The following is a 26,815-nucleotide window of genomic DNA, read 5'->3' as shown; positions in this document are numbered from 1 at the left end:
CCGGCACTTTTACAGACAGCAAAAAAATAACACTGCATTTTGACATGCGTCACATGCGAATCCCACGCAAGGCGAGACACCCTCCCCCGCGTTGATGCACCCCCTATGGAGAAGTTGATCTCAATCAACATAGGTTGTTTTACTTATAAGGCTTCCAGAGACATCTAAATCAAGACAGAAAATACATCCCTAAACATCTCCAGAAACGCATCAACGAGATCAACAAAAAACACCATCCGAGACACAGGATGGCGCAATAATGCAATATTTCCGACGGATTAAGGTCGATGTACAATAACATTTCAATGTCCTGGAAAGTCGTCACTCTTCTTCTGGCCCTCGCCCTGGTCAGCCTGGGCGGTGCCCTTTACGCATCTCAGAAGATGGTCGAAATCGACGCCGCCTATACCAACCTGCTGGAAGGCCCCATGCAGGCAGTCGTGGAAACCACCCGCGCCTCGCGCCTGCTGAGCGACACCACCGCCGCCATCTACAAGAACATGTCCGCCGACACCGAGGCGGAGAATGCCGAGGCCCGCCGGAGCCTCGACACCGCCAAGCGCGGCTTCGCCGAGAAGATCGCGCTGGCATCCACCCTGCGTCCGCAACAGGCACAGGAGCTGCGCGCGATCCAGAGCATCTATGACGCTCTCTTCACCGGCCCCTGCGCCGAGACCATCCGGCTTTCCAACGATACCAGCCTTGCCGACGGCAACACCCGCGCCCTCGACGAGATGGGACGGCTGTGCGAGCCCGCCATACAGCGGCTGCTGGCAAATCTCGTGACCTTCAATGAGCGCCTGAGCGCCCACAGCCAGACCCTGTCCGACAGCCTCACCAACGCCTCGCACGAGACCAACACCCGCACGCTGGCCATCACCTTCTTCGCCACGCTGCTGGTGATCGTCATCGCCATCGTGCTGGTGCGCCGGGGCATTGTCGCGCCGATCCACAGCATGATGGCCACCATGCAGAGCCTGGGCGAAGGCAAGCTCGGCGCGGCGGTGGCAGGCACCCAGCGCAAGGACGAGATCGGCGCCATCGCCAAGGCGCTGGACGTGCTGCGCGGCCAGCTGGCCGCGGGCGAAGAGGCCAGGCAGGCCAAGGCCGCCGCCGACGAGGCCGCCCGCGCCCGCCTTGCCCACCGCAACGAGATCGGCACCGCCTTCGTGCAGCGCATGACCGAGCTGGCCGCCTCGTTCGCCTCTTCCTCCAGCCAGGTGGCGGACAGCGCCCGCAATCTCTCGGCCGCAGCCGAGCAGACCTCGCGGCAGGCGCAGTCCGTGGCCGAAGCCGCCGAGGAAGCCGCCAGCAATGTGGAGACGGTGGCCGCAGCCTCCGAAGAACTTGCCACCTCCGTGCGCGAGATCACCGGGCAGGTCAGCCGCTCGGCCAGCGTGGCGGACGTCGCCTATCAGGAAGCCTCGGCCTCCAACACGCGCATCGGCACGCTGGCGAACGCCGCCTCGGCCATCGGCGATGTGATCTCGCTCATCAAGGGTATCGCGGACCAGACCAACCTGCTCGCGCTGAACGCCACCATTGAATCCGCGCGCGCCGGAGAGGCGGGCCGCGGCTTTGCGGTGGTGGCCTCCGAGGTGAAGCAACTGGCCGGCCAGACCGCCCGCGCCACCGAGGAGATTTCCGCCAAGATCGCCGAGATCCAGTCCGCCACCAACGGCACAGTGACCTCCATGGACGAGATCATCCGCGTGATCGCCGACATGAAGCAGGTGTCCTCCTCCATCGCCGGCGCCGTGGAGGAACAGGGCGCCGCCACCGGCGAGATCGCCCACAATTGCCAGCGGGCGGCCAGCGGCACCCAGCAGGTCACGCAGAGCATCACCGGCGTCGGCCAGGCGGCGGAGCTGACCGGATCGGCCTCCACCGAACTGCTCGCTTTGTCCGAAGGACTGTCCGGCCAGGCAAGCGACCTGCGCACGCTGGTGGAAGCCTTCGTCAAGGACCTGGACGCCGCCTGACCGCCACACCGGCATACACACGACCTGCCTTGCGACGCCCCACCCTGCGGTGGGGCGTCGTTTTTCTTTTGCGATCGTCCGGCAGGCGAAATCAGGGCATCCGCCCAAGGCGCCCCCCTGCGCCAAACTGCGCGGGGCGTGAGACATTTGGCGCATCATCCGTTGCGGTTAATCAACCATTCATCTTCGCTTTGGGCGCACAGTGCGGGCGTAGAACGTCTCCCGATGCCGACAGCGAAAGGACATTTCCGCCACCCCGCACCAACGGACTGGAATTCCCCCAGAACAATCCGCCAATCAATAATAAATTGAACTGTGATTTTAGGGACGCACCACGATGTACAACAATATTTCCATGATCTGGAAGGTCTCGTTGCAGCTTGCCGCGCTGGCGCTGATCAGCCTTGCAGGCACGCTCTACAGCGCCAGCAGGATGAATGAGGTCAATGAGACCTATACCTTCCTGCTGCGAGGGCCCGCCCAGGCGGTGGTGGAAACCACCCGCGCCTCGCGCATGCTCAGCGACACCATGTCGGCCCTCTATCAGGGCATCTCCGCCGATACCGACGACGAGCGTGCCACGGCCCGCCAGAACCTCGCCACGGCCCAGCGCACCTTCGCCGACAAGATCGCGCTCGCCGCGTCCCTGTTCCCGGCCCAGGCCGAGAAGCTGCACACGCTGGACCGCGCCTACCGCGACATGATCAGCGGCCCGTGCGCCACCCCGCTTCAGGCCGCCTCCGAGGGAAGCGCGGCCGGCCACCGGCGCGCGCTCGACGCCATGCACAAGGACTGCGAGCCGGCCGGCCGCGCCGTGTTGCAGAAGATGGTGGACGTCAACATGTCCAGCAGCGAGGCCAGCGACCGGATGGCCGCCCAGCTGGCGGAGACCACCCGCAGCGCCAGCCTGACCACCATGGCCAACATCGTGGTGGCGACCCTCGCCATGATCGTCATTGCCATCGTGATGATCCGCTGGAGCATCGTCACCCCGCTGCGCGCCATGATGGCCGCCATGCATGATCTGGGACAGGGCAAGCTGGACACGCCCATCCGCGGCACCGCCCGCAAGGACGAGATCGGTGCCATGGGCAAGGCGCTGGAGGTGCTGCGCGAGCAGCTGGCGGCGGCCGAGGAGGCCCGTCACGCGCAGGCGGCGGCGGAGGAGGCACACCATGCCCGCCTCGCCCACCGCAATGCGCTGAGCACGGCCTTCGTCGGCCGCATGACCGAACTGGCCACCGCCTTCGCCTCCTCCTCCAGCCAGGTGGCGGATTCGGCGCGCAACCTCTCGGCCACCGCCGAGCAGACCGCGCGGCAGGCCCAGGCCGTGGCCGAAGCGGCCGAGGAGGCGGCCGGCAATGTGGAGACCGTTGCCGCCTCCTCGGAGGAACTGGCGGTTTCGGTGCAGGAGATCACCGGGCAGGTCGGCCATTCGGCGAGCGTGGCCGAAGTGGCCTTCCGCGAAGCCGAGCAGTCCAACCAGCGCATCGGCACGCTGGCGACGGCGGCGGGGGCCATCGGCGACGTGGTATCGCTGATCCGCGGCATAGCGGACCAGACCAATCTGCTCGCCCTCAACGCGACCATCGAGGCGGCCCGCGCCGGGGAAACCGGCAAGGGCTTCGCCGTGGTGGCCGCCGAAGTGAAGGCGCTGGCCACCCAGACGGCCCGCGCCACCGAGGAGATCGCCAACAAGATCGGCGAGATCCAGACGGCGACCAACGGCACCGTCACCTCCATGAGCGAGATCATCCGGGTGATCACGGACATGAAGCAGGTGTCCTCCTCCATCGCGGGCGCGGTGGAGCAGCAGGGCGCGGCCACGGGTGAGATCGCCCACAACTGCCAGCGGGCGGCCAGCGGCACCCAGCAGGTCACGCACAGCATCGCCGGTGTCGGCCAGGCGGCGGAGCTGACCGGATCGGCCTCCACCGAACTGCTCGCCTTGTCCGAAGGACTGTCCGGCCAGGCGAGCGACCTGCGCACGCTGGTGGATGCCTTCGTGAAGGATCTGGAAGCCGCCTGACGGCTCTCATTCCCACCCCACAGCAGACGCCCCGCCCCTCCGGCGGGGCGTTTTGCGTTCTGCTGTGCGTTTACGCTTCCCCGCGAGCCGCAAACCTGCACAGCGCCACTTAAGCTGAGCATAGGGATGCATAGCCAAGAAATAGAAAAAAACCTGAACACGCATTCAGGAACTCAGAAACACCACTCAACTTGGAGCAAATACGTCCCGGCCGAGCTCGATAAAATCAATTTCCATTCCATCTTGCCATATTCAATCGCCGCAAAAATTCTCAGACTGATTTTCAACATCACGTGAACAGATATGAATATTGGAGATTTCGAGATCCCATATCTCGGAATGATTTCACTACCATTTAACCACAAGGCCCGTTTTACCGCTTCCCCAGAAGCGCATCTCCAGAAGACGTCAGCCCAACTGAGCCGGAAAGTCTCCGGAACCTGAACGCTTGACCGCCCCAACCGACAGGAAGGATGGGATATCCAGATGTACAACAATATTTCCATGACATGGAAAGTACTCATTCTTCTGCTGGCCTTCGGCATGGTCAGCCTCGGCGGGGCTTTCTATGCCTCGCAGAAGATGAATGACATCGACACCACCTACAGCTTCCTGCTGAACGGTCCGGCCCGGGCCATGCAGGAAACCTCGCGGGCAGCCCGTTTCCTCAGCGAGGCCATGGCCGCCATCTACAAGAACATCTCGGCCGACACTGCCGAGGACAAGGCCCTCGCCCGCAGGAATACGGCCGATGCCCAGCGCGAATTCGGCGAGAGGATCAGCCTCGCCGCCACGCTCTATCCCGAACATGGCGACGAACTGAAAGCCCTGGTGACGGAGTATCGGGCCCTGTTCGACGGCCCCTGCGCCGATGCCATGCGGCTCGCCAACGACAGCAGCGCCGCCGACAACGATGCCCGCGCCATGACCGTGATGCTCAAGACATGCGAGCCCGCCGCCCGTGCCTTCCTGCCCAAGCTCACGGCCGTCAACACCAACCTCGCCAAGGCCGCGCATGAGCTCTCCGATCAGCTCTCCGCAACCACCCGCTGGACCAGCATGAGCACGCTCGGTGCCATCGGCTTCGCCACGCTGGCGCTGATCGGCATTGCCGTGGTGCTGGTGCGCCGGAGCATCGTCGCCCCGCTCCAGGGAATGATGGGGACCATGCAGGGGCTGGGCGCCGGCCAGCTCGACACGCCGGTGGCGGACACCCACCGCAAGGACGAGATCGGCGCCATGGCCAATGCGCTGGAAATCCTGCGCGGCCAGCTCGCCGAGGCCGAAGGCGCCCGCCGGGCGCGCGCCGCCGCCGCAGAGGTCGAGCGGACACGCCTCGCCCAGCGCAACGCCCTCGGCACCGCCTTCGTCTCCCGCATGACCGAGCTGGCCAGCTCCTTCGCCTCCTCCTCCAGCCAGGTGGCGGATTCCGCCCGCAACCTCTCGGTGACGGCGGAGCAGACCTCCCGGCAGGCGCAGGCCGTCACCGAGGCCGCCGAAGAGGCCGCCGTCAACGTGCAGACAGTGGCCGCCTCATCCGAGGAGCTTGCCGCCTCGGTGCGCGAGATCACCAGTCAGGTCAGCCATTCGGCGGGCGTCGCGGACATCGCCTACAGCGAGGCGCAGTCGTCCAACACCCGCATCGGCTCGCTCGCCACCGCCGCTTCCGCCATCGGTGATGTGGTGGCGCTCATCAAGGGCATCGCGGACCAGACCAACCTGCTCGCACTCAATGCCACCATCGAGTCCGCCCGCGCCGGCGAGGCCGGAAAGGGCTTCGCGGTGGTGGCCTCGGAGGTGAAGCAGCTCGCCGCCCAGACCGCCAAGGCCACCGACGAGATCGCCTCCAAGATCGCCGAGATCCAGACCGCGACCAACGGCACGGTGACGTCCATGGGCGAGATCATCCGGGTGATCTCGGACATGAAACAGATCTCCTCCTCCATCGCCGGTGCCGTCGAGCAGCAGGGCGCGGCGACCGGAGAGATCGCCCACAATTGCCAGCGGGCGGCGACCGGCACGCAGCTGGTGACGCAGAGCATCGGCGGCGTGGGCGAGGCGGCGCAGCTCACCGGCTCGGCCTCCAGCCAGCTTCTGGCGCTCTCCCAGGATCTCTCCAGCCAGGCGCTGGACCTGCGCTCGGTGGTGGAGGGTTTTGTTCAGGATCTGGAAGCCGCCTGACGAGAGCACCGGACCCGCACGGGCCCTGATGCCTTGAGACCGTCCTGCGGCTTGGATTGCGCAACAATCAAAGCCCGGCGTGCTCTGACGACGCCCCGCCCCGCAGCGGGGCGTCGTTCCGTGCTTCACACAGGCAAAGCCTAGGCCTGCAAAGGAAAAACCGCTCCGTCCGGAGCGTGCGTAAACCATATTCGGCGAGCGTCATCGTGCCCGCGTTGACTTGAAAGCCATACGGAACAAAATAAGAACACCAACCGATGGAGAGCGACATGAGCGGTTTTGAGCGGCGCCTGAGCGGACGGTCCATGGATCGGTCCACGGAACGCCCTACCGGACGCGCCACTGGCCTCGGGCCCCAGCGCTTCAGGCTTGATCTACGCTGCGAGAGCTGCGGTGTCCAGACCCAGCGCATCCTGAGCATGCCGCTGAGCGGCGGCTCACCCTACAGCCCGGCGGGGCTCGCCTGCAGCCCGCTGTTCAAGCGCGAGCCCTTCACCTGCAAGCGCTGCGCTGGCGAGAGCGCCCATCTGATGTGCGCCACGCCTTTGCCCATGGTGGCCGAAGCCGCCTGAACAAAGCAAGTACGCCGGACAGATGATCACACGATCAGCCGGCGCCTGACAGGTGGCGAGGGACGCCTCCCGCCTTCCCTTTCCGGCCCTTAGGCCGCCGCCACGCCCTTTTTCCCCGCCGCACCGGCGCGGGCCAGCAGCGCGCGCTGGAAGGCGGCGAACAGGCGGGCCATGGGCTCCTGCTTGTAGGGGAACATCTCCACGCTGTCCGCATCGTGCAGCACCATGGCGATGTCCGCCTCGAACATCAGCAGCCGGCCGTCGGCCAGTTCCGCGCAGTCGATGGCGAAATAATCGAGCCCGATGCGCTCCACCAGCTTGGCGAATGCGGTGGCATGGCGCACCGCATAGGCGGTATCGAAGGTGCCCATGAACTCGGCCTCCTCCGCCCGCCGCTCGGCGAACTTGCGCATGCCCGCGTTCACGTAATGCACCATCCAGTGCGCGGAGGTGGCGCCATGGGCCGCATAGGCCACGCCATCGATGAAGGCGATGCGCTGCTTGCGGAACAGGCCGTCCGGCCCCGAATAATCGATGAAGGGCGAGACGAAGAACTCGTCCTCCTTCTGGGTGGTGAGATACAGGATCATCCCGTCCTGGTTCGTCACCAGCTCCAGCCCCTCGCCCGCGTGGCTGGCGATGGGGCGGATGATGAGCGGATAGCGCGGCACACCGGCCATGTGCATGACCTCCGCCATGGCCTGCAGATCCGCACGCGGCACGCGGATGGCGGCGGGCGAGAGCACATGGGGATCATCGCGGAACATGGCGCAGACGCCATCGCGCGTCAGGCCGGCGATGCGGGACGCCGGGCCGTTGAACACCGGCACCGGCCAGTCCTTCAGCAGCGCATCGAGCCGCGCCAGCACGGGCTGGTTCTCGGGGGACTCGCCCAGCGCCACGATGACGAGATCATGCGCCGGCAGCTCGGAGAGATCATCCGTGTCCGCATCCACGTAAACGAGATCCAGCTCGAAATCCGAACCGGTGAGCAGGAAATCCAGCGGCGTGTTCGCCATCAGGTCGCCAGCGGTGACGAAGGCGACGATGCGCAGGCCGCCGCCCTTGCCATAGGTGCGATGGAAGCGGCGGGCCATGGCCAACGCCCCGGCCTGCGCCTGCTCGCCCTTGGCGCGCGCCTTGCGGATCAGCAGGAAGGTGGAAATATCGAGGAGCGCCGCCGCGTCGGTGGGATCGGCTTCCAGCCGGGCCACGAGGCCGTTGAACACCGGCTCCATGTCCCGCCCCGCCTCGCATCCGCGCACCAGCTCGGCCATGCCGATGAGGGGACGGGCAGCAGCCGGCAGGCGTGCCGGCTTTTGGGCGGCGGTCGTCATGAAGCGGATCTTTCCAGCTCTCCCGGCGGGAACCGGGCGCGCCCGCGCGGCCCTCATGGCCGGGAGTGACGCATCGCGGACCATGGAAGGGTGAGCTTGCCCTGGGCTTGCGTGCGGGGCCCCCGTATCCCGATGCGACGATCCGCCCTTGCAGCGGCAGGGGCGATGCCATGGGAGGCAGCATGGGAGGCGGCACATGGAGGCCGGACTGCCCCCCGGCAATCCGAACATCCACGGCCGCCTCCCTCCGCCCTTCCCCCGGGGGCACATGGGGACGGCGTTTCGCGTGTGCGGCCGGCGGCGAGCGTCCCCGGCTCCCCCCGGAGCCCCCCTTGTGATCGCCCGCCGCCGAGCCTCCCCCACCGCAGTGGGGGGCACATTGCCGCCGGCAGCCGAAGCCCCGGCGGCAATCTCCTGTCAGAAAATCAGATCCACATGGCCGGCATCGAACACGCCCTTGCCGGTGAAGCCGAAGGTGACTTCGGCATCGTGTGCCAGCGTGCCGTTCCAGGCGGCGTTGCGGATTACATAGGTGTCGCCGCTATGGGACACGATCTCGGCATTCCAGATGTTGTCGATCTGGTACGGCATCTCCACCGTGACCTGCCAGCCGGAGGTGGGAATGGTGGCGTCGTTATGGACCGAGACCGAGAGATTGAAGCCGTTGTTCCACGCATCAACAAGGGTGAAATCCCCATCCAGCCCCTCGCCTCCAGCGCCCGGAGTGGTGGGCGTGGTCGGCGTGGTGGGGTTCGTGGGCGTGGTCGGCACGCCGCCGTCATCGTCGATGATGGTGGCGGTGCCGGTAGCCTTGGCGATGGAGGCATGCACGGGGTTCGACAGCGCCACCGCGAAATGCTCGTTGGCTTCCCCGATCTGGTCCGGCGTGATGGCGATCGAGATCACCTTCTGCGTCTCGCCGGGCGCGAAGGTGACGGTGCCGGACGCGGCGGTGAAATCCGCATCCGAGCCATCCACCGCCAGCGTGTGGTAATCCACGCTCACCGCCACATCCCACGCCTGCGACAGCGTCACGATGAAGTCCGCATGGGCGCCTTCCGGCGTGCCGCCGCCGCCCGTCACTTCGGGGAAGTCGAACTGGATGGGCGTGAGATACGCCATCTTGTTCTCGTTCACGCTGTGCCAGTCATTCTGCAGGATGCCGCCGGTGTCGCTAGAATTGGGGTTCCACGACCAGAAGGTCCAGGCCGGCCCGGTATCGCCCGCCGGAATGTCGCTCACGCCATCGTTGTCGTAGTCGCCGCCGAGATAGGCGGTGATGGCATCGAACCAGGCCACATCCTTGGGGTCGGACAGCATGGTGCCGAACTCGCCGATGTAAACCGGGGCGATGCCTTCCCTGTAGATATAGCCCCACATCTGGTCGAACTTTTCCGGCAGGTTGGCCGGGAAATCGCTGCCCTGGAACCAGGGCTGGGCATAGACCGAATTGGGATAATCATGCGCTGAATAGACCAGCTTGTTGTCCACATCGAGATCGATGGGCCGGTCGCGCACGCCCATGAGGTTGCCGCCCCACCAGTAATTGTTGCCCTCATAGGTGGCGATGCCCTCCACGAAGATCAGCCAGTTGGCATTGACCTCGCCGATGGCGTTGCCGGCAGCCTCGGCTGCCCGCGCCCAGTCATTGGCGCCGCCCCCGCCCCAGGTGCCGTTATAGGGCTCGTTGTGCAGGTCCGCGCCGATGACGGTGGGATCATCCGCATAGCGCGCCGCCAGCATCTGCCAGTCGGCGATCCATGCGGCTTCCGAATGGCCGCTGTCGTACCAGAGGCCGTTGGCGGAAGGCCCCGCCCCCACATCGGAACGATGATGATCAAGGATGATCTTCAGCCCGATCTCGCCCGCATAGTCCACGATCCTGTCCATTACCTGCAGCGAGGTGAGGCCGGCGAGATCCGGGTTCTTGCTATAGTCGATGCTGCCGGCAGCGGCCGTGCTGTGGAGCATGTCGTTGTTGAACGGCAGACGGATGGTGTTGAACCCCTCGTCCACCATCTGTTGCATCATGTCCTTGTAGCCGCGCGTCCACAGGCCGTGCGGCGAGCCGGTCTCGCTTTCGAAGCCGAACCAGTTCACGCCCGCGATCTGCACGCTGTTGCCGTCAGCATCCACGATCTGGTTGCCCGAGGTGCTGAACCAGCCGGTCTGCGTCACCACGGCCGGGTCGCCCTCGGTGACGGTGGGATCGGAGATGGAGATGGCAGGCCCGGTGCCCGGCTGGGCGGCATCGTCATTGACGATCGTGCCCGTGGCCGTGCCGCTGGCGATGGTGACACCGGAGGGCTGGGAGAGCACCAGCTTCAGCGTCTCGGCCGCTTCCACCGCCGTATCGCCGCTCACCGTGACATGGATGACCTTGGAGGTCTCCCCCGCCGCGAAGGTCAGCGTGCCGCTGGTGGCGGTGTAGTCGGAGCCGGCGGTGGCGGTGCCGTCCTGCGTGCCATAGGCGATGCTCACCGGCACGGAGGTGGCCTGCGAGAGCGTCACCGTGAAGGCGAGGTTCACCGTGCCCGCATCACCCTCGGCGACGCTGGCATTGGCCACCGAAACGCTGGGCACGATGGGGGCGACGTCGTCATTGAGGATGGTGCCGGTGCCCTGCCCGTCCGCGATGGTGGCGCCCGAGGGCGCGGAGAGGGAGAGCGTCAGCGTCTCGTTGGCCTCGACCGCCGTGTCGCCGTTCACCGGCACATGCAGCACCTTCGTGGTTTCGCCCGGCGCGAAGGTGAGCGTGCCGGTAAGGGCGCTGTAGTCGGAGCCGGCGGTGGCGGTGCCGTTCGCCGTGGCATAGCTCACCGTCACCGCCGTGGCGGAGGCCGCCGAAAGGGTCACGGTGAAGGCCAGATCCGCCATGCCGGAATGTCCTTCGGTGACGCTGGCGTCGGAGACGGTGAGGGTCGGCAGCACCGTCACGGGCTCGCCCACGGCCGTGCCGTTGATGCGGAAGCCGCTGGCCGTGGTGCCGGTGGCGCCGGGCGCGGCCTGGAAGCCGAAAGCCGTGTCCTTTCCTGTCGCCACGTTCGCATTGTAGCTGGCGTTGCGGATCACATAATGATTGCCCACATGGCTGACGATCACCGCATTCCAGATGTTGGAGATGGCGAAGTCGGCATCGAACTCCACCGTCCAGCCATTGAGCGCGGTTGAGCCCGCCTCCACCGTCATGCTGGCGGTAAAGCCCGAGCCCCAGTTGGAGCTGATCGCATAGTCAATGTCCGCCCCGCCCGAGGGCTGGGACGCCACGTCGTCATTGAGGATGGTGGCGGTCGCCTGCCCGTCCGCGATGGTGGCGCCGGAAGGAGCGGAAAGGTTCAGGGTGAAGGTCTCGTTGGCCTCCACCGTGCTGTCGCCCGTCACCTGCACGGTGATGGTCTTCGAGGTTTCGCCGGGGGCGAAGGTCACGGTGCCCGTTCTGGCGGTGTAGTCCGAACCGGCGATGGCGGTGCCGTTGGCGGTGGCATAGTTCACGCTCACCGCAGTGGCGGAGGCGGCGGAGAGCGTGAGCGTGAACACCATCTCCGTCGTGCCCGACTGGCCCTCGCTCACGCTGGCATCCGACACGCTGAGGGCCGGCAGCACCGGCGCGGGCTCGCCCACCGTGGTGCCGTTAATGCGAAAGCCGTCCGCCGACGTGCCGCCGGCGCCGGGTGTCGCCTGGAAGCCGAAGGCCGTGTCGCGGCCGGCGGCGACATTGGCGTTGTAGCTGGCGTTGCGGATCACATAGTGATCGCCCACATGGCTCACGATCACCGCGTTCCAGATATTGGTGATGGTGAAGCTGGCGTCGAACTCCACCGTCCAGCCATCGAGCGCGGAGGCACCCGCCTCCACCGTCATGCTGGCGGTGAAGCCCGAGCCCCAGTTGGAGCCGACGGCATAGTCGAGATCCGCGCCGTCGGCGGCGGACAGCGTGTTCACGGAGGCATAGAGGGCATTGGTTTCCGGCTCGGCCGTCTGGCCGTCGGTTTCGGTCAGCATTGGTCTGTCCCCATCACGTCTGACATCACGAAGAATGCCCCCTTGGGTTTGTCCTGACACGAAGTGCGCCGCCGATCATGAGGGCGCGCCGCCCGGCTCGGCGAACCAGCCCGGAAAAACGGCGGACATGCCTGAGCCTTGGCCGTGGCGACGCCGGAAGGGCGCGACGCTTGCCCGCGCCGCGCAAATGCCGTTACCTCCATCCTGACCTTCCGGCGGCACGGGCGCCGGGCAAGCCGGGCCTGGTCGTCCCGACGGGGATTGCGCGTGGATGCTCGGGTTCGCAGGGTGAGACGGAACAGCGGTCTCAAGCGCGCATGGCTGCGCGTGCCGGTGTTCTGGCGGGTACAGATCGCCGGCTGGGGCCTGTTCGCGCTGCTGGATGTGGCCGCCCGGACCGTGGTCTATCAGGATTTCGCCACCGCTTTGATGGTGACGCTGCTGCTGTGGCCGGTGCTGGTGCTGGCGGCGGCGGGGCTGCGGTTCGTCTTCCGCCGGCTGGGCTTCGAGGGCCGGCTGTCGGTGGGCGGGATCGCCTGCATCTTCGCGCTCAGCGCCGGCACCGCACTGGCCATCGTCAGCGCCACCACGCTGCTGCGCGCCCCCTTCGGCTGGTCGATTCCGGACTGGACCGACACCCAGGCCTTCCTCACCCCCTTCGCCTATTACACGCTCATCTTCAGCGCCTGGAGCCTCGCCTATTTCTGGGTGAAGGCGGAAATCGCCCGCCGCACCGAGCAGCAGCGCGCGGCGCAGGCCGAATCCGAGGCGCTGCGGGCCGAGCTGCACCAGCTCATCCTGCAACTGAACCCGCACTTCCTGTTCAACGCCCTCAACGGCGTGGCGGAGGAAATCCCCGACAATCCCAAGGCCGCGCTCAACATGGTGCGCGATCTGTCCGCCTATCTGCGCCATGCCCTGATGGCGCTCGATCATCCCGTAGTGAGCGTTGCCCGCGAGACCGAGGCGCTGGCCGCCTATCTGCGCATTCAGGAAGCGCGTTTCGGCGCCCGCCTGCGCAGCCACATGGACGTGGAGCGCGAGGCGCTCGACCGGCCCATCGCCAGCGTGCTGTTGCAGCCGCTGCTGGAGAATGCCGTGGAGCATGGCGACCGCAGCGACCATCTGGATCTGATCGTGCGCATCCGCACCGAGGGCACGGCGCTCCGGGTGGAGATCGAGAACAACGGCGTGCTGCGCTCCGCCGAGACCACCGTGCGCAAGCGCCTGCGCCACACTGGCATCGGCTTGCAGAACGTGCGCCGCCGCCTTGCGCTGCACTATCCCGGCCGCCACAGTTTCGAGCTGAAAGAGAAGAGCATCAGTGGCTGGCCGGACGACTGCCACCATGACAGCGCCGTGGTGGCGGAACTGCTTCTGGAGGGCACGCCATGCTCCGTGTCGTGATCGTGGATGACGAGCCGCTGGCGGTGCGCGCCATGCGCCGCCTGCTGCTGCCCCATGGCGACGTGGTGGTGGTGGGCAGCGCCGACACGCCGCGCAGCGCCACGGAGCTGCTGAAGGCGGAAAAGCCGGATGCGGTGTTCCTCGATGTGGACCTCGGCTCGGCCACCGGCTTCGATCTTCTGGACGGGCTCGATCCGGCGCCTCATGTGGTGTTCGTCACCGCCCATGCCAATTATGCGGTGGATGCGTTCGCCGCCGAGGCGGTGGACTATCTGCTCAAGCCCGTGACACCGGAACGCCTCGCCGAGGCCCTCGCCCGCTTGCATCGCCTGAAGGCTCAGGCGGCGCCGCAGGCGCCTGCGGAGCGCGAGATGCTTGAGCTGCGCACCCCCTCCCGCACGGTGCTGGCCGCCCCGGAGGATATCGCGGCGCTGGTGGCGGAAGGCGATTTCAGCCGGGTGATCCTTGCGGGGCAGCCCGCGCTTCTGATCTGGCGCACGCTGAGCCATTTCGAGGGCATCCTGCCGAGCCCGCCCTTCCTGCGGCTGAGCCGTTCGCTGATCCTCAACCGCGCCCGGCTACGCGCCTTCGACACCCCCTCGCGCGACCGCTCGCGGGTGACACTGGAGGGCATCGCCGAGCCGCTGACCCTCGGCCGCGTGGCCACCACCCGCCTGCGCGAGGCGCTGGCGAAGGATGCGGAACGGCCCTGAGGGCAGCCGGCAAAGGCGGGACGTCCGCCCGCCGCAGGGCGCCTTGAGCTGCCTGCGGGCCACGAATGGCGCGCGAACCATCCCTGCGGTGCTGCGCCCTCATACCAAGGTTTGGAAGCGGCAGACCTCAAGCAGGCTGTCGCGAAACCGCTGGACAATATTGTCCGGGATCCGCGGGATCTAATCTGTCCTTACTTCGAAACCGGAGTAACGGACATGACTTTCAAGACCACTCTCCTCGCCGTGACCACCGCTGCTCTTCTGGGCGCGGCCAGCACCAGCGCCTTTGCCATGCCGCATGACGGCCTGCAAACCGCACAGTACAGCGACTGGCAGCAGACCCTGCCCGCCCCTCGCTTCACCGCCGCCAAACTGCACACGCAGGCTCTTCAGAGCGGCGTCGGCAATCTCATCGGCCCGGCCGATCCCCATTCCGGCCCCGCCTTCGACCCCGATGTCGAGTGATCCCACGCAACCCATTTATCCAACCGGAGTAAGACCCATGACCATCAAGACCACCCTTCTCGCCCTCGGCACCGCCGCCACCCTGATGGCTGCCGTGAGCTCGACCGCCTTCGCCGGCCCGGATGTGGGGCCCCTCAATGCGGAGCAGTATTCGGTTTCCGCACAGGGCAACCTCGGCCCGCTGACCGCCCCGCGTGCGACCATGAAGTCCATGCGCCCGGCGCAGTCCGGCATCGGCAACCTGATTGGCGCTGCCGATCCGCATTGGGGTCCGTCCTTCGATCCCGACGTCGAGTGAGCCGCGCCTCACTTCTCCTGCTCAGGGGCGACCGGCTCAGCCGGCCGCCCCTCGCGTTGTGCGAGATACAGGTGAGCAACGGGTCATCCTGAAGACGGGCAGCGGAGCCCTACCCTTGCCCGCCGCGCTCATACGCCCTGCCCGACGCGGCGCGTACACGCACGGCACGGCACGGCAGATCATAACAAATGTTAGATTTGGCATATTCATGCCAAAGAACACGCTTCATCTCATCTATCGAATATCAACCTGTTCATTCAAGGCAAAGCCTTAGTATAAAGTCCCATGTTCCGCACCTTTTTCGGAACCGCCCCTATGCGCGATCGTTCAAGCAGCAGGACGCAAGACGACGTCTGCCCAACACATATGACGATCGGGAGCAGAACGATGGGCCTTTTCTCCTATGATATGAAGAGCATGGACGATCTGTTCGTGCACACGCTCCGCGACATCTATTACGCGGAGAAGCGCATTCTGAAGGCGCTTCCCAAGATGATCGACAAGGCCACCGATCCTGAACTCCAGGCGGCCTTTCGATCCCACCTCGTCGAGACCGAAGGTCATGTGCAGCGAGTGGAGGAGGTCTTCCGCATGCATGGTGTGGAAGCCAAGACCGTCACCTGCCGCGCCATCGACGGCATCATCACCGAGGCCGAGGAGGTCATCGGCGAGGTGGAGGATCCCGAGGTTCTGGACGCGGCACTCGCCGCCAGCGCGCAGGCCGTCGAGCATTATGAGATGACGCGCTATGGCACGCTTGTGGCCTGGGCGCGCCGTCTCGGCCGCGCCGACTGTGCGGCGGTGCTCCAGCTCAACCTCGATGAAGAGAAGAAAGCGGACGAGAAGCTCACCCGCATCGCGGAGTCCAAGCTCAATATCCGCGCCGCCGAATAGCCATCGCCACCTCTGCGGGGGAGGTGCGACCGGAGGTGAGAGCCTTGAGGTCGCGGCCGGCAGCCGCCCCGCCCCGAAAGGGTCGGGGCGGTATTATTTTCCAAGGCAATTCCCCCATCGGACGTACGTGCAGTTCCGCGAACGGAATTGCGTAAAACCAAAGACTTGGAACGCGATGGCGTTGCCGTGAAACATGGAGCCGCTCGGGAATACCGTCCCGAACGGGAACCGAACCTGTGCCTTCCGCGTGGATACCATGGGCGTATTCATTGAGGAGGAGGCCGTGCAACAGGACAATGGAAACCACAGGGAGGCCATGTCTCACGTGGTTCGCAAGCTTTCCGCCCGCTTTCCGCTGAACCCGGTGGATGCGAACGCCGTGCTCGACGTGCCGGCCTCGCTGCGCTGGCATGAGCCGGGCACCCATCTTGTGCGGGAGGGCGAAGAACCCCGCGATTACTGCAGCATGGTGGTGTCGGGGCTCGCCCTGCGGCAGAAGACCACCTCCAGCGGGCAGCGGCAGATCATCTCCATCCACGTCTGCGGGGACTTTCTGGACGCCCAGCATCTCTTTCTGGAGCGGGCCGACCATACGGTGGAGGCGCTGACGCGGCTGCGCGTGGTGGAATTCAGCCGCACCAGCCTGCGCGCGGTGGCCCTCAGCCGCCCCAATGTGGGGCGTGCACTCTGGACCGAGGCCCTCTCCGAAGCCTCCATCTTCCGCGAATGGGTTCTCAATGTGGGCGCGCGCAAGGCCCCTGCGCGGGTGGCCCACCTGCTGTGCGAGATCGCGCTCCGCTTCGAGGGCGCGGGGCTCGGCTCGCGCGATGCGTTCCACATCCCCATGTCGCAGGAGCAGATCGGCGATGCGGTGGGCCTCACGCCGGTCCACGTCAACCGCACCCTGAAGGGCCTTTCCGCCGACGGGCTGATCGAGCGCGACGGGCGCAGTATCCGGATACGGAACTGGGAGCGATTGCAGACGGCGGCGGATTTCAACCCGCTCTATCTCCACTTGCAGGAGACGACGCGCGACCAATTTACGCCTTTGAAGGCTGGAGCTTAACATTTGATAGGGCAGGATATTCCGCTTTTCGCCAGCTTGGCCGCAACGCCGCGCGGAATTGCCCCTGTCAGATGGAAATCACCTTTCTTATCGTCCTGCTGGTTCTGACTGTCGCCAGCGGCGTGAGCATCATGCTCCTGGTGCGCCAGGGCGGCGCCTCGCAGGGACAGCTTCGCCTCCAGAAGCGCAGGGCTGCGCGGCCCCCCTCCCCCCGTGCCAGCGACAGTTCCCCGGACGGAGAGCAGCGCACGGATTGAGCCCGCGCGCTCCCGTCTACAGTTCCGCCGGCTCCCGCTGCACATGGGACAGATCGGCGATGCCGCTCTCTCCCGCCACCGCCATCAGCGCGTCCGCATCCAGCCCCTGGGCATAGAGCGCCCGCATGTGCAGCATGCTGAGCGTGGCGATGGCGGCCAGTTCCCCCAGTTGCGGGTTCTCATCCTGCCAGAGCCGCACCAGCAAAGGCTGACCAGCCTTCAGCGCACGGGGGATCTCGCTGTCGCCCGCATGGCCGCAGGCATCCCGCAGGCAATGGGCGATGTAGCGCGCGCTCACGCCATCCGCGCCGTCGAGATCGCGGGCAAGCTGCTCGATGCGCCGGCCACGCGGCTTCAGCTTGGCATGGCCCTCGTTCTCTTCCAGCGGACTGCGCGCGGCCACCGCCTCGCGCAGCGGCTCGGGCACCGCATCCAGCGACAGGGGGGCGACGGGGTCGTTGTAGGGCCACGGCTGCACCAGCGGGTCCGTGCCATGGGCGAAGCGGTATAGGGCGATGGCTTCCGTCTCCGCGCCCGCCGCCAGCGTCTCGGCCGCCAGCGCCGCCATCTCGGCAACGCCGGACGCATCCAGGGTGATGATCTTGTAGGCGGACGTTTCGAACCACGCCCCCTTGCCGTGGGCGCCCGTAAGCGCACCGTGCCATGCCCGCAGGGCCGTCAGAACCGGGGCCGAAAGCGGCCCCGCCACCGGCTCCGCCAGCGCGGCGTGGGAAATCCGCATCTCGCCGCCGCTGGTGGTGACGCTGAAGCCCGATACCAGCTCGGCGCCGGGCAGCGGATCGTAATTGAGGTCGGTGCGCGCGTGGAATTCCTCGCGCACATTGGCCATGAAATCCTGCCAGAACAGCTGGCGGCGCCCGTCCGCGCTGCCTTCCATCACCTGCGCCTGCCGGGCATCGCGCACCAGCGGCCAGAGATAGGCCGGCATGCCCAGCGCCGTGAGCCGATCGTCCGGCAGCGGTGCGGCGCGCGCCGCCACCGCCTCCTCGCTGCCCGAGCGCCACGTCTCGGTGGAACCGTTCAGCTGCCACTCCACATCCAGCGTGCGGAAGAGGAGACGCAGCTGCTCCTGCGCATTCCCCTCCATCTCGGCAAGGCGGGACTGGAGGCCGAAGATGGTGGAGAGGAAAAGCCGCCGCTCCGCAGGGTCGATCTCGCCGCCCCCCAGAGGCACCTTGCGGCCCTCCCTGATGGCCGGCAGGTCAAGGGCGAGGCGGGCATCCGCGCCTTCCGCCGCCCGTGCCAGCAGGCGGTGGGCGATGGCGCGATGGCGGGCCGCCACCTCGGGCGGCGGGGATTCGATGCCGGCCTTGGCGCGCTTGGCCTGCCGGGCCTCGTTGGGATCGAGGCCGGCGGCATAGGCGACATTGCTGCCGCCCGCCTGCCGCAGGATGCGGGTGTGGAGATCCGACCAGTCGCCCAGATGGTCGAAGGCCTGGCTGAGATGGAGCGCGCGTGTCGGCTTCTGGCCGGCGGTGGCGATGGCCCAGAGGCGATCGCCCTCTCCCTCCTCACCAGCCGCATAGGCGCTCTCGGCGAGGCGGGCGTAGTGCAGATCCGCATTCAGTCCGGCGGCGATGAGGCGGCGGCACAGCGGCTCATAGAGGCCATAGGCGCGCTCGGCCCAGCACACGAAGGCGCAGGTCTCCAGCGCCAGCAGCGCCAGTTCGCGGATGGCGGACTCGGCATCTTCCGCCAGCGCCAGCAGGGGCGCGCCCACCGCCTGCATCATGGCGTCGGCGGCGGTCTGGCTCCATTCGCGGCGCACCGCATGTTCGATGAACTCCGCCACCTTCAGCCGCTCCAGCGGATCGGCATCGCCGGCCGATTTCGCCACACGCTTCAGGATACCGCTCAGCGTCGTGCGGGAGGGCGCATCCTCCAGACAGCGCGGCCGGCGGGGATAGCCCGGCGTCGGCACGCCGTCATAGAGCGCGGAACTGAACAGGCGCTCCGGCCAGAGCGCGGCGAGCGCCGCCACCTCCGCCGAGAGTCCGTGCTCCACGAGGGAGCGGCCGGCGCCGTTGGGCCAGACCCGGTTGATCCGCCCCTCAACCCGATGGCCGAAGCGATCCCCGGTGGCATGGGCATAGATGAGGCCGAAGGCGCCGCTCGCGAACAGGAGCGGCGCGCTGGCGTGCCCCTCCATTGTTTCACCGCTCACCGTGCAGCGCAGGACATCGCCCTCGATGGACAGCTCCGCCTGCTCCGGCGGAAAACGGTCGTTCCAGTGCTGTTGCGCAAAACGATCCATGAGACGGGCAAGGGCTTCGCGTCGCCTATCCGCCATGTTACCTCCCGAATGTGCATGGAAATGCCGGGCGGCGATCCTGTTGCGCCAGCGCTCAGCAAGAGAACATGCGCAAGCCTAGCAAGCTTCCGCAGCGAGAGCCAGCCCGGCACGCCAGCCGCGGCCGCCACGCAACGCGCCGAGCCGGCAAAAGACAGCCGCATTCCATTGCGGCAGCTTGACGGCCGGGGATGGGTGCACCTTTCTGTCATGCAGGTTTCCGCGCCACGGGTGCGGAAGCGGGTACGGTATCCCACCCTGCGGGGCACGGGCGAGACGCGGGATGGGTTCGGCATGGGCAAGGCTGCGGGATCGGGAACAGGCGTGACGGCGGCGCGGGCTGCCGGCTGCACGGAGCCCCGCACATGAGCGGCCCCGCACAGGCCGAAGCCGCGCCGACCACCCTCGGTGCCCGGGCCATCGCCTTGCTGGTGGCGGGCACCTTCTTCATGGAGAATCTCGACGCCACCGCCATCGCCCCCGCCGTGCCGCACATGGCGGCGGACTTCGGGGTGGAGCCCATCGCGCTCAATGCCGGCATCAGCGCCTACATGCTGACGCTGGGCATCTTCATTCCCATCAGCGGCTGGGTGGCGGACCGCTTCGGGCCGCGCCGGGTGTTCGCCTGCGCCATCGCCCTGTTCACGCTGGCCTCCCTGCTCTGCGGCACGGCGCAGAGCCTGCCGCAATTCATCGCCATGCGGGTGCTGCAAGGCATCGGCGGGGCCATGATGGTGCCGGTGGGGCGCCTCGTGGTGCTGCGGGTGACGCCCAGGGAACGGCTGATCGTCACCATCGCCATGCTCACCTGGCCGGCGCTGGTGGCGCCCGTGCTCGGCCCGCCCATCGGCGGCCTGATCACGGAAGCGGCCAGCTGGCGCTGGATCTTCTATCTCAACCTGCCTTTGGGCGTGCTCGCCTTCATCACCGCCCTTCTGGTGGTGCCGCGCGCGGGCGGGGACAAGGAGAAGCGCTTCGACTGGCCGGGCTTCGTCTTCACCGGCGGGGCGCTGTTCTCGCTGCTGTTCGCCGCCGAGCTGTTCGGCCATACGCCAATCCTGTGGACGCCGGCCATCGCGCTGATCGCCATCGGCACCGCCCTGCTGGTGGCGAGCGCCTGGCACCTCAACCGGACCGCGCATCCCATGATCGACCTCGCGCCCTTGAAGCTGCCCACGTTCGGGGTGGCGATCTGGGGCGGCTCGGCGTTCCGCATGGGGGTGGGCGCCATCCCCTTCCTGCTGCCGCTCATGTGCCAGATCGGCTTCGGCTATAACGCCTTCGAGGCGGGGGCGCTGCTGATGGCGGTGTTCGTCGGCAACATCGTCATCAAGCCGGCCACCACGCCCATCCTGCGGCGGTTCGGCTTCCGGCCGGTGCTGATCGTGAACGGAGTGCTCAACGCGCTCTTCATCTGCGCCTGCGCGCTGATGTCCCCCAGCATACCGCTGACGGTGATGGCCGTGGTGCTGTGCCTGGGCGGCATGTCGCGCTCGATCCAGTTCACGGCGCTCAACACCATCGCCTTCTCGGACGTGCCACGCGAGAAGATGAGCGGGGCGAACACGCTGTTCTCCGCCGCCTTCCAGCTGGCGCTGGGCCTCGGGGTGGCGCTGGGGGCCATCTGCTGGCGGGTGGGCGACACGCTCTCGGACGCGGGCGGGGATCCGGCCCTGCCGTTCCGCGTGGCGTTCGTGCTGGTGGGACTGGTGTCCCTGCTGGGCGTGGCGGATGCGCTGCGGTTGAAGCCCGATGCGGGCGCCCACGTCTCAAAGGCACAGGCGCCAAAAGTCCGGGACAAGCGGGCGGCATAAGCCGCCCGCCCCGAACCTTTTACTCCCCCGCCTTCAGCGCATCCGCGGACAGCGGCTCGAAGGTCAGCGCGATGCCGTTGATGCAATAGCGCTGGTAGGTGGGCGGCGGGCCATCCGGGAAAACGTGCCCCAGATGGCTGCCGCAGGTGGCGCAATGCACCTCGGTGCGCACCATGCCATGGCTGCGATCGGTGGTGGTCTCCACGCTGCCGTCCACCGGATCGTTGAAGCTCGGCCAGCCGGTGCCGCTCTCGAACTTGAGGCCGGACTGGAACAGGGGCGTGCCGCAGCCGACACACAGGAATCGCCCCTGCCGCTTCTCGTGCAGCAGAGCGCAGCTGCCGGGGCGCTCCGTGCCGTGCTCGCGCATCACATAATATTGTTCGGGCGTCAGGATCCTGCGCCACTCCTCGGCCGTGTGCTGGACCGGATAGGTCTTCTCCGCCATCTGCTCGTCTCCCTGGCCCGCGTGCCGGGCATCCTCCCCCAGATAAGCAGTCCTGTGCGATTTCGCGAGCGGTCGGCTTCAGTGGCGGCGCTCCACCCGGCCCATCGAGACGCGCGACGCCCTGGAGCGTTTCAGTGTTTCATGGAAACACTGAAACGCTCCAACTCTTTGATAGAGAACGTTTTACGGTTTTGATTGCGTTGCAATCAAAACCGAACGTGCTCTAGCGCGGGGATCCCCTCGGCCAGCCACAACGCAGAGTAGCAATCCGGAAATCGACCCCAGCGCGCCACTTGTAAAATACAGATTACTTCAATTGGATAAAATCCAAACTAGGAACGTTGCACCCTCAAACTCTCTACTCTAGATATTCAGCGAATATTGGCCGCATGATACCCTTATCCTGCGGCATCGGAATGGATCATGCAGGACCACGCAACCAAGGTCCGCTCACCCTTGCCATACCATTGCCCCGCAAGCACGGAGCGGTGCGCCGACGCATGCCGGGGACGCCATGGGTGTGCGTGATATGGACGAGCGCCGGATGCTCTATGTCTCGCATCGGGCATCGCTGGTGGAATATGCCGCCATGCTGCTCGGCTCCCGCGAGGGCGCCGAGGATCTGGTGCAGGAGGCATTCGCGCGCCTGGAGCCCGCCGACGTGGCGCAGCTCGCGACGCCCCGGGCCTATCTGTTCCGCATCGTCCGCAACCTCGCCTTCAACCTGCGCCGGCGGCGGCGCCTGGAATCCACCCACGCCACCGAGGACGCCGCCCCCGCCTGGGCCGCCCCGCAACTGGTGGAAACGCCGGAACAGCGCCTGCTGATGGCCGAGCGCCTGCGGCGGCTGGCCGCCGTGATGGACGCCATGCCGGACGACATGCGCACGGTGTTCGAGCTCTACCGCTTCGAAGGGCTCACGCTGGAGCAGATCGCGCAGGCCAGCGGCCTCTCGGTGGCCACCGTGCACCGGCGCCTGCGCGACGCCATGGCCGCCCTGGCGCTCGAGCTTAACCCCGATGCGTAATTTCTTTCTCGAACCGTGAAAAAAAGCGCGGAGTCGGGTGTCTGAAGCGGTGAGGCAGTCTGCGCCTCATCTCCTCGGCCCGGCGCACAGCGACCGGAACTGGACAGCTTTCGAACGATGCGACAGCAGCACGGCATGATACCGACCGAGGAGGCAGCACAGGCGGCAGCCGACTGGCTGATCCGCCTGCGCGCCGCACCGGACGACGACGGACAGGCCCTACGCTTCGAGACCTGGCTGGCCGCGCACCCCGCGCATCAGGCCGCCTTCGATCAGGTATGCCTCGCCTGGAACCTGCTGGAAGAGCAGCCCGCCGGCCACATCCCGGCCCCGCTGACCGCGCGCCCGGCCGCGCCGCGCCGCCGCGCGCCGCAGCACGGCACACGGCGGCCGGCACCCGCGCAACCCGCCCCGCCCCGCCGCCTGCGGCCGTGGCGCGTGGCGGCTCTCGCCGCCGTCGCGGCGGGCGTGCTGGCCCTCGCTTTGCCCGGCATCCTGCTGCGCATGGAGGCCGACTACATCACCGGCACCGGCGAGACCCGCGTGGTGCAGCTGGCGGACGGCAGCACCGTGACGCTGGGCGCCGGCAGCGCCCTCGCCGCGCATTTCAGCGCCGGACAGCGGGATGTGACGCTCATCGCGGGCGAAGCCTTCTTCGATGTGGCCCATGATGCCGCCCGGCCCTTCACGGTGGCGGGCGAAGACATGCGGGTGCGCGTGCTCGGCACCGCCTTCGACATGCGCATCGGCAGCGCCACCGCAGACGTCGCCCTAGCCCGTGGCGCGGTGGAAGCCAGCTTCGGCACCGGCGCCGCCATCCAGAGCCGCCGCATGACGCCCGGCGACCTCCTGCATTACGACACCGCCCAGGGCACGCTGACCCAGGAACGGGTGGCGCCGGACGAAATCGGCGCCTGGCGCGAGGGGCGCCTCGTGGTGGTGGACGCCACCATCGGCGACGTGGTGGAGCGCATTCGCCGCTATCACCCGGCCTGGATCGCCCTGCCCGACGCCACGCTGGCGGCGGAGCGCGTGACCGGCGCCTATGACCTGCGCCACCCGGATGCGGCGCTCACCGCGCTGGTGGAGCCCTTCGGCGGACAGGTGCACACCCTCTCTCCCTACCTCCGGGTAATCGCCCGCCTGTGAAGCGCGGCAACGCACAGATTTGATGCGTTATAATGTTCCATTGCTCATGAAAAAAATCGGCATGCGAGCTGTCGTCTGATCGGGGCGCCTCTGGCGCGGACACCATTTCAGAGACGACAGAGATAAAACAACATGCCTTTCCAGATCGCCGCCGGCCGGGGTGCGGCACCTTTCAGACTGAAGCCTTATTCCCGCACGCGCCTTCTGGCCGCCGCCGCAGTGGCGCTGATGGGCTCCACATCGCTTGCCGCCGCGCAGACCACCCCTGCCCCCCAGCGCGCGCAGACCGGCGGCGTGGTGCGCAGCTTCGATATCGCCGCCCAGCCGCTCAGCAGCGCGGTGGGCGTGTTCAGCCGCCAGTCGGGCCTTCAGGTCACGCTGGCCTCGGCCACCGCGCGCGGCATCACCACGCGGGCGGTGCGCGGCAGCCTGACGCCTGAGCAGGCGCTGGGGCAGATGCTGGGTGGCACCGGCATCAACTTCCGCCTGTCCGGCAACACGGTGGTGATCGGCCAGACGCCGGGGGGCGTGGGCGTGGTGGGTGTCGAAGGCGCCATCGCGCTCGATGCGGTGGATGTGAGCGGCGCCGCCAGCCACGCCGGCTATCAGGGCGCGCCGGACTGGATCTACGACACCCCGGCCTCCATCAGCTACATCGGTCGCTCCGCCATTCTGGAGACGACGCCGCGCTCGGCCTCGGATCTGTTCGACGGCATGGCGGGCGTCAATACGGTGGGCACGCCGCAGGATCCCGGCATCACGGTGAACGTGCGTGGCCTGCAGGACCAGAACCGCGTGACCTCCACCATCGACGGCGCACGCCAGAATTTCCAGATGAGCGGCCACGCCAACACCGGCCTCGTCTATGTGGACCCGCTGCTGCTGCGCGCGGTGGAGGTGGACAAGAGCATGGCCGCCGGCGTGGGCGCGGGCGGCTCGCACGGCTCGGTGGTCGCCTTCCGCACGCTCTCGGCGCAGGATCTGATCCAGCCGGGCAAGGACTGGGGCGCGGAACTCGATCTCACCACCGGCACCAATGCCTATACCTTCTACGGGCTGGCGGCCGTGGCCGGGCGGGTGGGCAAGGTGGATGCCGCTTTCGCCATCACCCACAAGGAGCTGGGCGAATACAACATCGGCCATAACGGCACGCTGCAGGCGTCGAGCGGGATCCTCGCTCAATATGCGGCGAACTCGTCCGCCATCTTCACCGGCTCGGACACCTGGTCGGGCCTTGCCAAGCTGGGCTGGGACATCACCGAGGACCAGCGCCTGGAAGCGGGCTTCGTGGTCTATGACACGGAGTTCTCGACCAGCACCGCGCTTGGCACCTATCCCGATACGAACAAGCTGCTGAACCTCACCGGCACGCTCACCTATACGTGGCGGCCGGACAATGGCTGGATCGACCTGAAGGCCCAGCTCTGGGCCAACCGCACGGATGTTTCGCAGTATCGCGATGAGCGCGCCACCTATGGTGCATTCGATGTTGATTACGGGCTCGACAGCTATGGCGGCAGCATCGTCAACACCAGCACCTTCGCCGTGCCCTATGGCAAGCTGGCGGTGAACTACGGCGTCGAGGCCTTCTACGACAAGGGCAGCACGAACTCGGTCGCCTATGATGCGGACGATGCGGATGAGGGCTGGTGGTTCTCGGGCACCAACCCCAATGGCGAGCGCTGGCTGGCGACCCCCTTCGCCAAGGCCACCTTCACCCACGGCGAGTGGCTCGAAGTCTCGGCCGGCGGCCGTTACGATTATTACAAGCTGACCGGCAGCTCGACGGTGTATGGCGGCACGGAGACGGTGGTCATCACGCCAGCGGTGTGTCTCCTCTACTTCGGAAGCATATGCCGCAGATGGTCCACCGCCGTCACCGAGCAGCGCCGACTGACCGAAGACATCAATGTGGACCAGTCCGGCGGTCACTTCTCGCCGGAGGCGACCGTTGCGGTGACACCGCTCACCGGTTTTCAGGTCTATGGAAAGTATACTGGGGGGTATCGGCCGCCCGGACTCAGCGAAGCACTGCTTGGCGGCCAGCATATCGGCGCCATATTTAATTATATTCCAAATCCTAACTTGCGGCCCGAGACTTCCCAAAACTGGGAAATCGGCGTAAACATGAAGTACGATAACGTTCTTAGAAACAACGATACATTCCGATTCAAGGCCGCCTATTTCGACAGAACGATTGAGAACTTTATCGTTCTTGCACCCTCATCACTCATCGTCTCACCCACCACCGGAAATCGTTACTCGGGCTTCCAGGCCGTCAATCTTACCAACGACGCCAAGCTGAGCGGCATTGAAATTGAAGGCAATTACGATGCCGGAGATTATTATGTCGGCGGATCCTACACGCTCACCAACTCAGAATATTCTCAGGAATACATTTCTGGAGATGGCACACCCTACGCCTATACAACTGACGGAATCTATTTTCTTTCAGTTGCACCTGAGCAGAAGTTCACCATGGATGTGGGGCTCCGCCAGTTCGACCGCCGCTGGGTGATCGGCGGCAAGGTCACGCATGTGGTGCCTGCCGAGCAGCTCGGCATAAACGCCGTCTCCTACGAACCCACGGTCTATACCGTGTGGGATGTCTACTCCTCCCTGAAGCTCAGCGAGCAGGCCACCTTGCGTTTCGCCGTCACCAACCTGACCGACGTGGCCTATGTGGATGCGATGAACAGCTACGATTTCCCTGCCCCCGGCCGCACGGCCACGGTGTCGCTGAACCTGAAGTTCTAGGACCGGGCGAACTTCAGCGCCGTGCCTCAAGCCGGGAACATCCGGCTTGGGGATCAGGCCCGGACCTGACGATATAGAGCGGCGTCCGCGCGACATTCAGATGCCG

General features: G+C 66.5%; 18 protein-coding genes. 14 read left to right on the top strand and 4 right to left on the bottom strand.

The genetic code is table 11. The annotated features are described in order from the left end of the window. Window positions 1–305: 305 nt before the first annotated feature. From IEW24_RS15445 to IEW24_RS15430, 4 genes are all read left to right on the top strand, one after another. Window positions 306–1,982 carry a methyl-accepting chemotaxis protein gene (locus tag IEW24_RS15445; protein WP_188580178.1) on the top strand — a complete coding sequence of 559 codons (1,677 nt, stop codon included), beginning with the start codon at window positions 306–308 and terminating at the stop codon, window positions 1,980–1,982. 337 nt (window positions 1,983–2,319) lie between these two features. Further along, window positions 2,320–4,011 carry a methyl-accepting chemotaxis protein gene (locus tag IEW24_RS15440; protein ID WP_188580176.1) on the top strand — a complete coding sequence of 564 codons (1,692 nt, stop codon included), beginning with the start codon at window positions 2,320–2,322 and terminating at the stop codon, window positions 4,009–4,011. A gap of 486 nt (window positions 4,012–4,497) precedes the next feature. Next, on the top strand, window positions 4,498–6,192 hold the full coding sequence (locus IEW24_RS15435) for a methyl-accepting chemotaxis protein (RefSeq protein WP_188580174.1): 1,695 nt from the start codon (window positions 4,498–4,500) through the stop codon (window positions 6,190–6,192). Window positions 6,193–6,461: 269 nt separating this feature from the next. Continuing rightward, window positions 6,462–6,764: a hypothetical protein gene (locus IEW24_RS15430; protein WP_188580172.1), complete on the top strand. Its 303-nt coding sequence runs from the start codon at window positions 6,462–6,464 to the stop codon at window positions 6,762–6,764. An 89-nt stretch (window positions 6,765–6,853) separates the two neighbouring features. On the opposite strand, the gene IEW24_RS15425 is transcribed toward IEW24_RS15430, so the two are convergent. Further along, window positions 6,854–8,101 carry an ATP-grasp domain-containing protein gene (locus IEW24_RS15425; protein ID WP_210324226.1) on the bottom strand — a complete coding sequence of 416 codons (1,248 nt, stop codon included), beginning with the start codon at window positions 8,099–8,101 and terminating at the stop codon, window positions 6,854–6,856. Between the two features lie 417 nt (window positions 8,102–8,518). Then, window positions 8,519–12,103: a Calx-beta domain-containing protein gene (locus IEW24_RS15420; protein ID WP_188580170.1), complete on the bottom strand. Its 3,585-nt coding sequence runs from the start codon at window positions 12,101–12,103 to the stop codon at window positions 8,519–8,521. A gap of 288 nt (window positions 12,104–12,391) precedes the next feature. Between IEW24_RS15420 and IEW24_RS15415 the strand changes: the two genes are divergently transcribed. The 6 genes from IEW24_RS15415 to IEW24_RS15390 all read left to right on the top strand — a co-directional run bounded on the left by IEW24_RS15415 (window position 12,392) and on the right by IEW24_RS15390 (window position 16,946). Then, complete coding sequence (locus IEW24_RS15415; RefSeq protein ID WP_188580168.1) at window positions 12,392–13,510, top strand: sensor histidine kinase; 1,119 nt, start codon at window positions 12,392–12,394, stop codon at window positions 13,508–13,510. Continuing rightward, window positions 13,495–14,223: a LytR/AlgR family response regulator transcription factor gene (locus IEW24_RS15410; RefSeq protein ID WP_188580166.1), complete on the top strand. Its 729-nt coding sequence runs from the start codon at window positions 13,495–13,497 to the stop codon at window positions 14,221–14,223. Before IEW24_RS15415 ends, IEW24_RS15410 begins: the two co-directional genes overlap by 16 nt. Before the next feature lie 216 nt (window positions 14,224–14,439). Further along, window positions 14,440–14,688: a hypothetical protein gene (locus IEW24_RS15405; protein ID WP_188580165.1), complete on the top strand. Its 249-nt coding sequence runs from the start codon at window positions 14,440–14,442 to the stop codon at window positions 14,686–14,688. Window positions 14,689–14,725: 37 nt separating this feature from the next. Beyond that, on the top strand, window positions 14,726–14,986 hold the full coding sequence (locus IEW24_RS15400; protein ID WP_188580163.1) for a hypothetical protein: 261 nt from the start codon (window positions 14,726–14,728) through the stop codon (window positions 14,984–14,986). Window positions 14,987–15,373: 387 nt separating this feature from the next. Next, entirely contained in the window at window positions 15,374–15,880 is a 507-nt protein-coding gene (locus IEW24_RS15395; protein WP_188580161.1) for a YciE/YciF ferroxidase family protein, read from the top strand. A gap of 316 nt (window positions 15,881–16,196) precedes the next feature. Continuing rightward, entirely contained in the window at window positions 16,197–16,946 is a 750-nt protein-coding gene (locus tag IEW24_RS15390; protein ID WP_188580159.1) for a Crp/Fnr family transcriptional regulator, read from the top strand. Window positions 16,947–17,219: 273 nt separating this feature from the next. Here IEW24_RS15390 and IEW24_RS15385 read toward each other — a convergent pair whose 3' ends face one another. Then, a complete protein-coding gene (locus tag IEW24_RS15385; protein ID WP_188580157.1) occupies window positions 17,220–19,514 on the bottom strand; it encodes a hypothetical protein in 2,295 nt (764 codons plus the stop codon). A gap of 365 nt (window positions 19,515–19,879) precedes the next feature. Between IEW24_RS15385 and IEW24_RS15380 the strand changes: the two genes are divergently transcribed. Next, a complete protein-coding gene (locus tag IEW24_RS15380; protein WP_188580155.1) occupies window positions 19,880–21,328 on the top strand; it encodes an MFS transporter in 1,449 nt (482 codons plus the stop codon). Between the two features lie 19 nt (window positions 21,329–21,347). On the opposite strand, the gene msrB is transcribed toward IEW24_RS15380, so the two are convergent. After that, the gene (gene msrB, locus IEW24_RS15375; protein WP_188580154.1) at window positions 21,348–21,776 is read right to left on the bottom strand and encodes a peptide-methionine (R)-S-oxide reductase MsrB; all 429 of its coding nucleotides are present in this window, start codon (window positions 21,774–21,776) and stop codon (window positions 21,348–21,350) included. A gap of 514 nt (window positions 21,777–22,290) precedes the next feature. Between msrB and IEW24_RS15370 the strand changes: the two genes are divergently transcribed. From IEW24_RS15370 to IEW24_RS15360, 3 genes are all read left to right on the top strand, one after another. Further along, window positions 22,291–22,803 carry an RNA polymerase sigma factor gene (locus IEW24_RS15370; RefSeq protein WP_188580152.1) on the top strand — a complete coding sequence of 171 codons (513 nt, stop codon included), beginning with the start codon at window positions 22,291–22,293 and terminating at the stop codon, window positions 22,801–22,803. Between the two features lie 135 nt (window positions 22,804–22,938). After that, window positions 22,939–23,952 carry a FecR family protein gene (locus IEW24_RS15365; protein WP_188580150.1) on the top strand — a complete coding sequence of 338 codons (1,014 nt, stop codon included), beginning with the start codon at window positions 22,939–22,941 and terminating at the stop codon, window positions 23,950–23,952. Between the two features lie 132 nt (window positions 23,953–24,084). Continuing rightward, window positions 24,085–26,709 carry a TonB-dependent receptor gene (locus IEW24_RS15360; protein ID WP_188580149.1) on the top strand — a complete coding sequence of 875 codons (2,625 nt, stop codon included), beginning with the start codon at window positions 24,085–24,087 and terminating at the stop codon, window positions 26,707–26,709. The last annotated feature ends 106 nt before the right edge of the window (window positions 26,710–26,815 follow it).

Source organism: Azorhizobium oxalatiphilum (assembly GCF_014635325.1).
In the GTDB taxonomy this organism is placed as follows: domain Bacteria; phylum Pseudomonadota; class Alphaproteobacteria; order Rhizobiales; family Xanthobacteraceae; genus Azorhizobium; species Azorhizobium oxalatiphilum.
The sequence above is the reverse complement of the archived record's forward strand: the minus strand, read 5'-3'. Positions and strand labels throughout refer to the sequence as shown.